The organism is Arthrobacter sorbitolis (genome assembly GCF_054510995.1).
Genome location: NZ_JBTNDM010000001.1, coordinates 17912 through 30488 on the forward strand (window position 1 = coordinate 17912; position 12577 = coordinate 30488).

14 protein-coding genes are annotated in these 12577 nt (G+C 70.8%); 12 read left to right on the forward strand and 2 right to left on the reverse strand.

The window, feature by feature from the left end; all coding sequences use genetic code 11:
- The first annotated feature begins 71 nt into the window (after positions 1-71).
- Genes prfA through ACX80K_RS00100 form a run of 4 tightly spaced genes read left to right on the forward strand, consistent with a single transcriptional unit; the run spans position 72 to position 3811 of the window.
- Positions 72-1151 (forward strand): peptide chain release factor 1, encoded by a 1080-nt coding sequence (gene prfA, locus ACX80K_RS00085; RefSeq protein ID WP_104179012.1) that lies wholly within the window; start codon positions 72-74, stop codon positions 1149-1151.
- A 2-nt stretch (positions 1152-1153) separates the two neighbouring features.
- Entirely contained in the window at positions 1154-2032 is an 879-nt protein-coding gene (gene prmC, locus ACX80K_RS00090) for a peptide chain release factor N(5)-glutamine methyltransferase (RefSeq protein WP_459269867.1), read from the forward strand.
- An 11-nt stretch (positions 2033-2043) separates the two neighbouring features.
- On the forward strand, positions 2044-3027 hold the full coding sequence (locus ACX80K_RS00095) for a glycosyltransferase (protein WP_459269868.1): 984 nt from the start codon (positions 2044-2046) through the stop codon (positions 3025-3027).
- Positions 3028-3085: 58 nt separating this feature from the next.
- A complete protein-coding gene (locus tag ACX80K_RS00100) occupies positions 3086-3811 on the forward strand; it encodes an L-threonylcarbamoyladenylate synthase (RefSeq protein WP_459269869.1) in 726 nt (241 codons plus the stop codon).
- 7 nt (positions 3812-3818) lie between these two features.
- On the opposite strand, the gene ACX80K_RS00105 is transcribed toward ACX80K_RS00100, so the two are convergent.
- Complete coding sequence (locus tag ACX80K_RS00105; protein ID WP_459269870.1) at positions 3819-4766, reverse strand: NAD-dependent epimerase/dehydratase family protein; 948 nt, start codon at positions 4764-4766, stop codon at positions 3819-3821.
- Positions 4763-5749: a glycosyltransferase gene (locus tag ACX80K_RS00110; protein WP_459269871.1), complete on the reverse strand. Its 987-nt coding sequence runs from the start codon at positions 5747-5749 to the stop codon at positions 4763-4765. Before ACX80K_RS00110 ends, ACX80K_RS00105 begins: the two co-directional genes overlap by 4 nt.
- Positions 5750-5943: 194 nt before the next feature.
- Here ACX80K_RS00110 and ACX80K_RS00115 point away from each other — a divergent pair, with 194 nt between their 5' ends.
- The 8 genes from ACX80K_RS00115 (at position 5944) to ACX80K_RS00150 (ending at position 12502) form a co-directional block, all read left to right on the forward strand.
- Entirely contained in the window at positions 5944-7872 is a 1929-nt protein-coding gene (locus ACX80K_RS00115; RefSeq protein WP_459269872.1) for a polysaccharide biosynthesis protein, read from the forward strand.
- Positions 7869-8891 carry an MraY family glycosyltransferase gene (locus ACX80K_RS00120; protein WP_459269873.1) on the forward strand — a complete coding sequence of 341 codons (1023 nt, stop codon included), beginning with the start codon at positions 7869-7871 and terminating at the stop codon, positions 8889-8891. Before ACX80K_RS00115 ends, ACX80K_RS00120 begins: the two co-directional genes overlap by 4 nt.
- A gap of 152 nt (positions 8892-9043) precedes the next feature.
- Positions 9044-9553, forward strand: coding sequence for a hypothetical protein (locus ACX80K_RS00125; RefSeq protein WP_459269874.1), 510 nt, complete (start codon positions 9044-9046; stop codon positions 9551-9553).
- Position 9554: 1 nt separating this feature from the next.
- Positions 9555-9872 (forward strand): hypothetical protein, encoded by a 318-nt coding sequence (locus tag ACX80K_RS00130; protein WP_459269875.1) that lies wholly within the window; start codon positions 9555-9557, stop codon positions 9870-9872.
- An 85-nt stretch (positions 9873-9957) separates the two neighbouring features.
- Complete coding sequence (gene atpB / locus ACX80K_RS00135; RefSeq protein ID WP_104179004.1) at positions 9958-10779, forward strand: F0F1 ATP synthase subunit A; 822 nt, start codon at positions 9958-9960, stop codon at positions 10777-10779.
- A gap of 75 nt (positions 10780-10854) precedes the next feature.
- Positions 10855-11070 carry an ATP synthase F0 subunit C gene (locus ACX80K_RS00140; RefSeq protein ID WP_019481292.1) on the forward strand — a complete coding sequence of 72 codons (216 nt, stop codon included), beginning with the start codon at positions 10855-10857 and terminating at the stop codon, positions 11068-11070.
- 50 nt (positions 11071-11120) lie between these two features.
- The gene (locus ACX80K_RS00145) at positions 11121-11690 is read left to right on the forward strand and encodes a F0F1 ATP synthase subunit B (RefSeq protein WP_459269876.1); all 570 of its coding nucleotides are present in this window, start codon (positions 11121-11123) and stop codon (positions 11688-11690) included.
- On the forward strand, positions 11690-12502 hold the full coding sequence (locus tag ACX80K_RS00150; RefSeq protein ID WP_459269877.1) for a F0F1 ATP synthase subunit delta: 813 nt from the start codon (positions 11690-11692) through the stop codon (positions 12500-12502). Before ACX80K_RS00145 ends, ACX80K_RS00150 begins: the two co-directional genes overlap by 1 nt.
- Positions 12503-12577: the final 75 nt, after the last annotated feature.

Consider the following 12577-nt stretch of genomic DNA (forward strand, 5'->3'; position numbering starts at 1 on the left):
CCCCGTTAACCGGCATTCCTGCCCTCTCGACCTTCGTAGACTGGCTGCACAAGCCGAAAGAGGTACACCAGATGTTTGAGTCCATCCAGGGACTGCTCGACGAACACTCCGAGCTGCAGGACCAGCTCGCCGACCCCGCCGTCCACGCCGATCAGGCGCTGGCGCGCAGGCTCGGCCGCCGGTACGCGGAGCTCGGGCGCATCGTCGATGCCCACAACCGCTGGAGTGCGCTCGACGACGACCTGCAGGCAGCGCGCGAGATGGCGTCCGAGGACCCCGAGTTCGCCGCCGAGGTGCCCGTCCTCGAGGAGCAGCTCGCCACGGCGCAGGAGCGCCTGCGCCGGCTGCTGATCCCCCGGGATCCCAACGACAGCCGGAACGTCATCATCGAGGTCAAGGGCGGCGAGGGCGGCGACGAGGCAGCCCTGTTCGCCGGCGACCTGCTCCGCATGTACGCGCGGTACGCCGAGTCCCGCGGCTGGAAGACCGAACTCCTCTCGGCCAACGAGTCCGACCTCGGCGGGTACAAGGACGTGCAGATGGCCATCAAGGGATCCTCGAACGATCCCGCCGAGGGCGTCTACGCCCGGCTCAAGTTCGAGGGCGGCGTGCACCGCGTCCAGCGCGTGCCCGTCACCGAGTCGCAGGGCCGGATCCACACCTCCGCCGCCGGTGTCCTCGTGCTGCCCGAGGTCGACGAGCCCGAGGAGGTCGAGATCAGCCAGAACGACCTGAAGATCGACGTGTACCGGTCCTCGGGCCCCGGCGGGCAATCCGTCAACACCACCGACTCCGCCGTCCGCATCACCCACCTCCCCACCGGCATCGTGGTCGCCATGCAGAACGAGAAGTCGCAGCTGCAGAACCGCGAGGCGGCTATGCGCGTGCTGCGCTCCCGCATCCTCGCCCACGAGCAGGAGAAGATCGACGCCGCGAACTCGGACATCCGGAAGTCGCAGATCCGCACCATGGACCGCTCCGAGCGCATTCGCACCTACAACTACCCCGAGAACCGGATCGCGGACCACCGCACCGGCTACAAGGCGTACAACCTCGACGCCGTCATGAACGGCGATCTCGAACCCGTGGTGCAGTCCGCCATCGAGATGGACGAGCAGGCGCGGCTCGACGCCATCGGCGCGGACGAGTAGGCGTGGAGGAAGCCCTGCGGGCGGCCGAACGGCAGCTCCGGGACGCCGGCGTGCCCAGCCCCCGTGTCGACGCCGAACTCCTGGCCGCTCACCTGCTCGGGGTGTCGCGCGGTCGGCTGCGCGCCCTGGCGCTCACCGGCGCGGCGGCGCCCGACGGCTACGCGGCACTCGTCGACGAGCGTGCCCGCCGCGTCCCCCTGCAGCATCTCACCGGTACGGCGTCCTTCCGCCGCGTCGAACTGGCCGTCGGGCCCGGCGTCTTCGTGCCGCGGCCCGAGACCGAGACCGTGGCCCAGCTCGTGATCGACCGCGCCGCCGGCCTCGATGCCCCGAAGATCGTGGACCTCGGCACCGGCAGCGGCGCGATCGCCGCGGCCGTCGCCGACGAGGTACCCGGAGCGGAGGTGTACGCTGTCGAACTCAGCGACCTCGCCCTCGCGTGGGCCGGGCCCAACCTCGCGCCGTTCGGGGTCCACCTCGTGCAGGGCGATCTCGCGACGGCCCTGCCCGAGCACGACGGCTCGTTCGACGTCGTCGTGTCGAACCCGCCCTACATCCCCGCCGACGCCGTGCCCCTCGAGCCCGAGGTGGCGGAGCACGACCCGCGGATGGCCCTGTACGGCGGGGGAGCGGACGGCATGGAGCTGCCACGCGCCGCAGCCCTCACCGCCGCACGCCTGCTCGTGCCCGGCGGGTACTTCGTGATGGAGCATGCCGAGGTGCAGGCGCCCTGGATCGCGGCGTTCCTCGAGCAGATGGGCCGGTGGACCACGGTGACGACCCACCAGGACCTCGGCGGACGGGATCGCGCGACGAGCGCGGTCCTGGCAGGCGTCCGCGCGGACGGAGATCCGACGACGACGGGAGAGGCACCAGGATGACGGAGCAGGGCATGCAGGCAGACGCGGGCACGGGTGCCGTGGGGCACCCGGACGTGGACACGGACATGAACAAGGACACCGGCACGGACACCGGCACGGACACCGTCGCCGTCGCGGCCGTGACCTACGACCGGCACGAGGAGCTCGCCCAGCTCCTGGCGTCGCTCGCGGTCCAGAGCGCGCCGATCGCGCGCGTGGCGCTCGTGGACTCGGGGACGAGGCCCGCCACCGCCGTCGTCGACGCGGCCACCGCCGCGGGCGGCGCCATCCACTACCTGCGCTCCGAGGCGAATCTCGGAGGAGCCGGCGGGTTCGCCTTCGCCATCCTCGCGGCCCTCGCGACCGGCGCCCGCTGGATCTGGCTCATGGACGACGACGGGCACCCCGAGGACGAACGCTGCCTGGCCGAACTGCTCCGTGCTGCGCACGAGCACGACCTCGACATCGTGAGTCCGCTCGTGGCGGCGACGGACGATCCCACGCGGCTGTCCTTCAACTTCCGCATCAACGGACGGCTCACGAACGACCGCGCGACCCTCGAACCCCTCGGCTACCTGCCCGACATGGTGCACTTCTTCAACGGTGCCCTGATCCGCTCGGACGTCTTCTCGAAGATCGGGCTGCCGGACATGAAGTACTTCATCCGCGGCGACGAGGTGGACTTCCTCGCGCGGGCGCGGAAGGCGGGCCTGAAGTACGGCACGCTCGCGACCGTCGCGGTCCGGCACCCGGCCACCTGGTCGGAGATGAAGCCGATCTTCGGCGGGTTCATCACGCCGGTCATCCCCGATGGGGACTTCAAGCGGTTCTCCTACTTCCGCAACCGTGCCTACAACGCCCGCAAGTACCGCAACCTGCGCTGGTTCGGGGCGGATGTCATCGGCTTCCCCTACTACTTCCTCACCCAGCGCGACCTCCGGGGCCTGCGTGCCTGGTTCGCTGCCTACTCCGCGGGGCTGCGCGGCACGGGCTTCGGTCCGCCGCCGTCGTCCTGACCTGGGCCGGCGCCCCGCCGATGTGCGGAGGCCCGGGTCGCAATGGAAGGATGAACCGGTGACCACCAGCTACGACTGCTCCGACCCTGCCCAGCGACGCGACGGCCTCACCGCCGCGCAGCGCGCCGTCTCGCTCAAGCAATGCGTCGTCCTGCCGACCGACACCGTCTACGGCATCGGCGCGGACGCCTTCTCGCCCCAGGCCGTCGCGACACTGCTCGCCTCCAAGGGCCGCGGCCGGAACATGCCGCCGCCCGTGCTCATCCCGCGGATCCAGACGCTCGACGGGCTCGCGACGGACGTGCACCCGGACGCCCGAGCCCTCGCCGAGGCCTTCTGGCCCGGCGGGCTCACGCTGATCTGCCACGCGCAGCCGTCCCTGACCTGGGACCTCGGCGACACCCTCGGCACCGTGGCCCTGCGCATGCCCGACGACGAGGTCGCGCTCGAGCTGCTGAGGCTGACGGGGCCGCTCGCGGTGTCCTCGGCGAACAGGACGGGCCAGCCCGCGGCGACCACCGCGGCCGACGCCGCCCGGCAGCTCGCCGAATCGGTGGCGGTCTACCTCGATGCAGGACCGCGGACGGAGGCCGACGGGACCGGGTCGACCATCGTCGACGCGACGGGCGCGACGCTCGGCGTCGTCCGCCAGGGCACCATCTCCCTCGAGCGCCTGCGCGAGGTGGTGCCGGGCATCCTCGGCCTCGACGAAGCCACCGCGGACCATGACGCCCCGGCGGACGAAGCCCCGGCGGACCACGACTCCGGAGCAGCCTCCGCCTGACGGCCGGTCAGGCGGAGGCGGGCCCGTCGGTTCGCCCCTGGCGCGCCAGCACCCCGCGCACCCCGTGCGCCGGTGCGAGGTCCTGCTCCACGGCCCACCCGGGCACCTGGTCCTGCCCGAACCACAGGAGTTCCACCCGGCGCACCTGGCCGTCGAGGCGCCCCCGCAGGAGCGCCGACAGCGCATAGCCAGCCGCCACGGCCGCCCGGCAGGCCGCCGCGGGCAGCAGGCGCGGACGTCCGCCCGCCGCCTCGAGGACCGTGCGGACGGTGAGGCCCTCCCACGGCTGCAGGACGATCGGCGGGACCTCGCCCCCGCGCTGTCCGACGGCGAGGACGAGCTCGGCGAGGGCGTCCACCGAGGTGATCGGCGACCGCGCGGTCCCGGGAGACGCCACCGAGGCGAGCGGGGACCGGGCGAGCCGCACGAGGGCCGCCGTCGTCGGGCGCCCGGGGCCCTGCACCGACGTTGCACGGACGGTCACCACGGACAGCCCGGGCTCCCGCACCGCCGCGAGTGCCAGCGCCTGCTCGCCGAGTGCCTTGCTCCGCGAGTACGCGGAGAACGGGCGCACCGTGTCCGTCTCGTCGAGCCGATCCGTCCTGCCCTGCACGGCGGCGCTGCTCAGGTGGATCAGGCGCGCGGCCCCGGCCGCAGCGGCGGCGCGTGCGAGGACGGCAGGGAGCAGGGCGTTCGCCCCGAACAGGTCCCCGTCCTCGGGAGCGGAGGGAAGGGCGAGTCCCGCGGCATTGACGACCACGTCGTGCCCCTCGATCGCGGCCACGAGGCCGGAGACGTCCGTGTGCGCCGCCGCCTCCAGCAGGTCGCCCGGCGTCCGGGCGGAGGTCGCCAGGCGCGGGGCGGGCAGCGGGCGGGCGTCGATCCCCGCGGCCCGCAGCGCGTGCAGCACCGACGAGCCGACGAACCCGGACCCGCCGAGCACCAGCCACGTCATCGCGTCCCTCCGGTGGGCCGGCCGGTCCCCGCCGGTGCCGTCAGGGGTGGTTCGGGCTGCCAGCCCGGGTCGCGGAGGATCACCCGGGCGGCCCGCCAGCCCCGCCAGAGGGACGGCACGCCGGAGAGGGACCGTTCGACGACCACGAGGCGTACCAGTTCCTTGCCGGCGGACAGGGCCGTCCCGAGGCCGAAGCCCACGGGGTGGAACCGGCCGTGCAGGCCCAGGTAGCGGGCGAGGTGCCCGCGGTTGCGCATGCCGCAGAACCGGGACAGGTCGCTGGAGTCGTTGAGATGGCGGACACCGAGGTCCACCTGCCGCTGGGCGCGGGTCTTGCGCAGCACGAAGGCGTCGACGTACGCCACCGGGTACCGCCGCGAGACGAGCCACCCGTAGGTGAGGTCGTCGCCGTTGAGGAAGAACCGCGCGTCGGGCAGGCCGACCTCCCGGACCACCTCCGCGGCCACCAGCATGCCCTCGAAGCAGCCCACGTTGGTGTGGAACACCGGGGACCGGGCGAAGACGTCCCCGCGCACCGGCAGATGGACGCCGAGGAACTCGTCGAGGAGGTGCTGCCAGAAGAACGGCTCGCCCGCGTGGTCGTACCGGCGCCCGTGGATGCAGGAGTAGCGGGCCATCCAGGGCCGGAAGGACGCGAGGGCGTCGGGCAGGACGACGACGTCGTCGTCCATGAGCCACAGCCACTCGGCGCCCTCCCCGAGCGCACGGGACACGCCCGCGGCGAAGCCGCCGGAGCCGCCCGCGTTCACGGGGAGACGGTGCACGAGGACGGGCACGCGCGCCTCCAGCGCAGCCAGGACGTCCGCCGTGCCGTCGGTGCTGGCGTTGTCGACGACGACCACGCCCGACGGCGCCGGATCGAGGGTGTCGATGGAGGCGAGGAGGTCCCGCAGGTGGGCTGCCCGGTTGAAGGTGGTGATGACGATGAACACGCGCGGACTGCGGGCGTCGGGGACGTGCAACGTGGTCCTTCCGGGCCGCGCCAGCGCGGTGCGCAACGGGCCTGGCACGGGCGGGACGGCTAGTATTCTCGGGTAACAGCAGTCTATTACACCGTGTTCCAGCCCCCGCCGGACCCGTCCCGGCCCTGCCGGTGTGGCCCGGCAGCAGCACGCCCGGTGCTGGGCGCGGTGGCTGCCTGACACCGTTAGGAATCATGGGACTCAACGAAGGCCGGACACCGGGCTCCACCGCCAGGACACCAGACTCGACCGCCGCAGCTCCGTCCGGCGACAAGCCTGCCATCTGGCTGTGGTCGCAGTACCTGCTCGACGCCGTCGCCTGGATCGTGGCCATCCTCCTCGCGCTGATCCTGCGCTACGAGCTCCTCGTGAAGGAGATCAACGTCCCGGGCATCGCCGCGTTCTGCGCGCTGGCCGTCCTCGCCCAGCTCGTGGTGGGACTGAGCTTCGCGCTGTACCGCGGGAGGTACAGCTTCGGGAGCTTCCACGAGGCCAAGCTGCTGGTCATCGTCGCGGTGCTCGTCGCGGTGATCCTCGTCCTCACGAGCGTGGCCTTCTTCCGGGTCATCGAGGTGCCGCGCAGCATCGGCATCATCGCGTTCCCCTTCGCGTGCATGTTCCTCGCCGCGACCCGCTACCTCAAGCGCATGTACGTGGAGAGCAAGGCCAAGCCGGGGGAGGACGCCCAGCGGACCCTCATCTACGGTGCCGGCTTCCTCGGCAACTCGCTCGTGGGCCGCATGATGCAGGACCCCGGGTCCCCCTACTTCCCCGTGGGCCTGATCGATGACGACCCCGCCAAGAAGCACCTCCGGCTGTCCGCCGTGCCCGTCCTCGGGCGGATCGACGACCTCCGGGAGATCGCCGTCCGGACGCAGGCCCAGATCCTCGTCATCGCGTTCGCCGAGATCGAGGCCTCGCAGGTCCGCCGTGTCTCGGACCTCGTGGCAGGCCTCGGCATCAAGGTGCTCGTCCTGCCGCCGCTGCGCGACATGCTCGGCGCGGCAGGGGCCGCGATCGCCGACTTCCGCGAGGTCGCGGTGGAGGACCTGATCGGCCGGCGCCCCGTGGACATCCACCCGGACGAGGTGGCCGGCTACGTCACCGGCAAGCGCGTGCTCGTCACCGGGGCCGGAGGGTCCATCGGCTCCGAGCTCTGCCGCCAGCTCGCCACCTTCGCGCCGGCCGAGCTCATCATGCTGGACCGGGACGAGACCGGGCTCCAGTCCACCCAGATCTCCCTGACCGGCCGCGGCCTGCTGACCGGCCGCGACACGGTCCTCGCCGACATCCGTGACGCCGACGCCCTGCTCGACATCTTCGAGGACCGCAGGCCGCAGGTCGTCTTCCATGCGGCGGCGCTCAAGCACGTCTCGCTGCTCGAGCAGTACCCGGAGGAGGCCTGGAAGACGAACGTGCAGGGCTCCCTCAACGTCCTGCGGGCGTCCGGCGCCGTGGGCGTCACCAACTTCGTGAACATCTCGACGGACAAGGCGGCGGACCCCACGAGCGTCCTCGGCCACTCCAAGCGCGTGGCGGAGAAGCTGACGTCCTGGCACGCGGAGCGCACCGGGCAGAAGTACGTGTCGGTGCGCTTCGGCAACGTGATCGGGAGCCGCGGCTCCATGCTGCCCCTCTTCACCGAGCAGATCCGCAACGGCGGTCCCATCACCGTCACGGACCCCGAGGTCACGCGCTTCTTCATGACCATCCCCGAGGCCTGCCAGCTCGTCGTGCAGGCGGGTGCGATCGGCAGGGGAGGGGAGGTGCTGATCCTCGACATGGGCGAGCCCGTGCGCATCCTCGACGTGGCCCAGCGCATGATCGCGATGTCCGGCAAGGACATCGACATCGTCTTCACCGGCCTGCGGCCGGGCGAGAAGATGCACGAGGACCTGATGGGCGTGGGGGAGGACGACTCCCGTCCGCTCCACCCCAAGATCTCCCACACGTCGGTCGCGCCGCTCGACCCGCAGCAGCTCAGCCTCCAGCAGTGGCAGGCCGAGGGCGGCTTCGGCCGGGGCAGGCGCGGGATCGGGCCCGGCCCGGCCCCCGCCGGGCACCCGGGCCGACGGTCCGCCGCCAGCGTCCCGCCGTCGGGCGTGGGCGGACGGGCGTCATGAGCCCGCTCCTCGCCGTCGTCGGGCTCGCCGCCCTCGCGCTGTCGCTCGCACTGCCCGTCGTCGTCAAGCCCCTGCTGAAGCGGCTCGGCGTCATCGACATCCCCAACGACCGGTCCTCCCACACGACCGTCGTCATCCGCGGGATGGGGGTGGCCGTCGCCGTGGCGATCCTCGCCGCCCTGGCCCTCTCCCTCGCCACGGGCCTCGTCTCGGTCGACCGGTCGCTCATCGCGATCATCCTCTGCATGGTCGCCGCCGCCTCGCTCCTCGGCTGGATCGAGGATTTCCGCGGCCTCTCCATCCGGGTGCGCGCCTCGGCGCAGCTCCTCGTCGGCGCCGTCGGGACCGTCGCCCTCGCGACCACCATCGACGACAGCAGCTACTGGTGGGTGCCCCTCGGCGCCGTCGCGGTCGCCACGTACATCAACGCGGCCAACTTCATGGACGGGATCAACGGCATCTCAGGGATGCACGGGGTGGTCGTGGGCCTCTTCTACTCGGCCGCCGGCGTCCTCAGCGACCAGCTCTGGCTGACGGTCGCGGGCCTGGTGGTCGCAGCGGCCTTCGCCGGATTCCTGCCCTGGAACCTCGGCCGCGGGTTCGTGTTCCTCGGGGACGTGGGCAGTTACCTGCTCGGCGCCTCCATTGCTGCCATCGCGGTCACGGGCCTGCTCGCCGGGGTCTACCTCGAGTACCTGCTCTCCCCGGTCCTGATCTACCTCGCGGACACGTTCACCACGTTCCTCCGGCGCGCCCGGCGGGGCGAGCCCCTCTACACCGCGCACCGGCAGCACGTGTACCAGCGGCTCACCGACACGGGACTCAGCCACGTCCAGGTCTCGCTCCTCGTCAGCGTCCTGTCGGCGCTCACCGGTGCCGCCGGGTTCGTGCTCGCCACCGCGCCCGCGCCCCTCGCCGTGTCCGCGTCGGTGTTCGCCGCCGCCGTCGTCGCGCTGTACCTGTACTTGCCGCGGATCTTCCGTGCCCTGGAACGTCGCCGGACTCCGGCGGACGCGTGAGCGGGCCCGTGTCCGCAGCCCCCATGCGGTAGGATTTCAGGCGCCGGGCGCGACGACGCAGAGTCGTTCCGACCCGGGGACCAGGCCCCGCGACGCCGTCGCCGGAGGACCAGCAGGGCGCCATCGGGCGCAGCCGACAGAGCGGACAGCGCGTGCCACGACCGGAGCATCCGGCGAACGGACCCGATTCCCCGACCCTCGTCCCGGCGTCCGGCGCCACGGAGTCCCCCTGGCTGGGTATCCTGGCCCGGAGCGCCGCAGCGGCCGGCGGTGTAGCGCTCGTACTCGCCGCGGCGGCCGCCGTCGCCACCTCACCCGCAGCGGGCCTGAGCGTCCTCTTCGGCGCCGTGCTCGTGATGGCGTTCTTCGGTATCAGCCTCCTGATCGGGCACTTCACCGGGAGGACCAACCCCTCGGGCGCCCTGGGGCTGTTCATCGTCACCTACGCCATCAAGGTCGTCGGCTTCGCCGCCGTCCTGTTCGTCCTCGGCACGCCCGCCTGGCTGGACCGGACCTGGTTCTTCACGGGAGCGCTCGCGGCCGTGCTCGCCTGGCAGGTCGCCGAGGTGTTCGCCTTCTCGCGCCTGCGCACGCCCCTGTACGGGGACACGGCGCCCGCGGATACGGTCCCGCCGTCGACCCGACCCCCGGAAGGGCGCTGACATGGTGGCTCCTCCAGAAGGGCCGGACGAGGCCCGCGGAGCGGCGGCGCGCAACGAGGAAGCGCGTCTCGCGAACGGCGGCTACAACGCCGGCATCGCCGTCTTCAGCTACATCATTGGCGGGATCGCAGTGTGGAGTTTGATAGGCTGGGGGCTGGATAATCTCCTCGACACGCGCTGGTTGGTGCTGGCGGGAGCGTTCTTAGGTGCGGCAGGGGGTTTCTATCTCTCCCACACGCACAACCTCACCCGGAACCACACCCCGAGTCCGCACCGCGGATCCCGGGCGACGCCCGGTGCCGAGGACGGACCCGAGTGAATCCCCATAACTCAACGAGTCGGACCAGTTCCACTGCGACCGAACAGATCTTGCCCAACGATGGACACTGCAGAGAGGAAACGCGTTGATCGCGCTTGCGCTCCCGGCCGCAACTACCGAAGAGGGATTCGTAGCCCCGACTATCGAGGACACCCACTACCGGGACATCCTCCCCTGGGGTGACGCCTACGGAGTCTGGTTCGACCCCGGCTTCGGCAAGCAGATGCTCATGGTCATCCTGTCCGTGGTCCTCATCGCCACCTTCTTCCTCGTCGCCTCCCGGCGTCGGCAGCTCGTCCCCGGCAAGATGCAGTTCCTCGGTGAGTCGGCGTACGGATTCGTCCGCAACTCCATCGGCAAGGACATCATCGGCGGCAACGACTTCCTGAAGTACGTGCCCTGGCTCTTCACCGCCTTCTTCTTCGTGCTGGTGAACAACATCTTCGGGGCGATCCCGTTCCTGCAGCTGCCGAGCTTCTCGCACCCGGGCAGTGCCTACGCCATCGCGGCGATCTTCTACCTCCTCTGGGTCGGCATCGGCATCAAGAAGCACGGCCTGCGCTACTTCAAGCTGGCCGTCGTCCCGTCGGGCGTCCCCTGGTACATCCTGCCGATCGTCGTGCCGATCGAGATCATCTCGAACTTCATCGTCCGGCCGGTCACCCACTCGCTGCGACTCTTCGCCACCATGCTCGCCGGCCACCTCATCGTGACCCTCGCCGGCTCCGCCATCGAGTACATGGTCATGACGGGCAACATCCTGCTCCAGGGCACCAGCGTCCTGGTCCTCGTCGGCGCCGTCGCGATGTACATGCTCGAGGCGCTGATCATGGTCCTCCAGGCCTACGTCTTCACGCTGCTCGCCGCGATCTACATCGAAGGCGCACTGCACGCCGACGCCCACTGATTCACACACGTCTTCCCCGTCGGGGATGATCCCAAACAACCTGTCGCCCTCGAGCGGCATCTTGAAAGGAACACAATGGAAGTACAGGGTAGCCTCAACCTCGTTGGATACGGTCTCTCCGCAATCGGCGGTGGTATCGGTGTGGGTCTCGTCTTCGCGGCCTACATCAACGGCGTCGCTCGCCAGCCTGAGGCACAGCGTGTCCTCCAGCCCATCGCCTTCCTCGGTCTGGCACTGACCGAGGCACTCGCGATCCTGGGCCTCGTCTTCGCCTTCGTCATCGGCGCCTGACACCGCCGTCCTGATCGACCGAAGACAAGTTGAAGAAAGACGGGTGAAAAATGCTTAACGCAGCAATCATGGCGGCGGAGGAGGGCTCGAGCCCGCTCGCACCGAACTGGTGGGAGTTCCTCGTAACGCTGGTCGGCTTCGCCGTGCTGATGTTCATCGTCATCAAGTTCGTCATGCCGGCATTCGAGAGGACCTTCGCAGAGCGCACCGCCGCGATCGAAGGCGGCATCGCCAAGGCGGAGGCTGCACAGGCGGAAGCCAACGCGGCACTGGCCGAGTACAAGCAGCAGCTTGTCGACGCCCGCACCGAGGCGAACCGCATCCGCGAGGAAGCACGCGCCGAAGGCGCGCAGATCCTCGCGGAGCTCAAGGAGAGGGCGGGCGCCGAGTCGGCACGCATCTCCGAGCAGGCCCACGTCCAGATCGAGGCCGAGCGCCAGGCCGCAGTGGTCTCGCTCCGCGCCGAGGTCGGGACGCTCGCCACGGATCTCGCCAGCCGCATAGTCGGGGAATCCCTCGCCGATGACGCCCGCTCGTCGCGCGTCGTCGACCGGTTCCTCGCGGACCTCGAGACGTCGTCGAACGGAGCAGTCTCCAACAGAGCAGGTGCGGCGAAGTAATGGCAGGTGTATCGAGCGTCTCCCTGGCGACGGTCCGTGCAGGACTGGAGCCCCGGCTGCAGGGCGCGACCCTCGCGCTGGCCGAGGACCTGTTCGGCGTCCTGGCGATCCTGGACAGCAACGCCGGCCTCCGGCGTGCGCTGACGGACCCGTCACGCACCGGCCGGGACAAGGCCGTGCTCGTGGACCAGCTCATCGCCGGTCGGGTGTCGCCGGAAGCGGCCGGAGTGGTTCGGGACCTCGTCAGTGAGCGCTGGGCGAACGCCCGCGACATCGGTGACGCCCTGGAGACCCTCGCCGCAACCGTCGTCATCGCCGTCGCCGAACAGGGCAGCGGCGCGGAGGGCCTGGACCAGCTCGAGAACGAGCTGTTCTCCTTCACCCAGGTGGTCGCTTCGAGCCACGCCCTGCAGAGGGCGCTGTCGGAAGCGCAGGCCACGCCGGAGTCGAAGGTCACCCTCGCCTTGAAGCTCGTGCCCCGCGCGGGTGCGGCAGGCAGGCTGCTCATCTCGCAGGCCGTGCGGGCCCCGCGCGGGCTGAAGCCCGCCGCGCTCGTACAGCGGTTCCTCGAACTCGTCGCCGTGCGCCAGCAGCGCTGGATCGCCAATGTCAGCGTCACCCGTCCGCTGACGGCAAGCCAGCTCGCTCGCCTGGAGTCGGGCCTGAACGCGATGTACGGGCGCGAGCTCAAGGTCAACGTGAAGGTCGACCCCTCACTCATCGGTGGCGTCCGCGTCAGCGTTGGGGACGAGATGGTCGACTCGACCGTCATCACGCGTCTGTCCGAACTCCGCAGGACCCTGGTGGGATAGGCGTCCGCGCCTGCCCACCCGAGTTCCACCGGGGTTCCACCCACTGAATCACACACCGGTCGCCACGCATCCCAT

Coding starts and splice junctions, on each gene's coding strand:
- ACX80K_RS00140 (WP_019481292.1), top strand. CDS start 10,855: ATGGAAGTACAGGGTAGCCTCAACCTCGTTGGATACGGTCTCTCCGCA.
- ACX80K_RS00095 (WP_459269868.1), top strand. CDS start 2,044: ATGCAGGCAGACGCGGGCACGGGTGCCGTGGGGCACCCGGACGTGGAC.
- ACX80K_RS00145 (WP_459269876.1), top strand. CDS start 11,121: ATGCTTAACGCAGCAATCATGGCGGCGGAGGAGGGCTCGAGCCCGCTC.
- prfA (WP_104179012.1), top strand. CDS start 72: ATGTTTGAGTCCATCCAGGGACTGCTCGACGAACACTCCGAGCTGCAG.
- ACX80K_RS00150 (WP_459269877.1), top strand. CDS start 11,690: ATGGCAGGTGTATCGAGCGTCTCCCTGGCGACGGTCCGTGCAGGACTG.
- ACX80K_RS00115 (WP_459269872.1), top strand. CDS start 5,944: ATGGGACTCAACGAAGGCCGGACACCGGGCTCCACCGCCAGGACACCA.
- ACX80K_RS00120 (WP_459269873.1), top strand. CDS start 7,869: ATGAGCCCGCTCCTCGCCGTCGTCGGGCTCGCCGCCCTCGCGCTGTCG.
- ACX80K_RS00105 (WP_459269870.1), bottom strand. CDS start 4,766: ATGACGTGGCTGGTGCTCGGCGGGTCCGGGTTCGTCGGCTCGTCGGTG.
- ACX80K_RS00130 (WP_459269875.1), top strand. CDS start 9,555: ATGGTGGCTCCTCCAGAAGGGCCGGACGAGGCCCGCGGAGCGGCGGCG.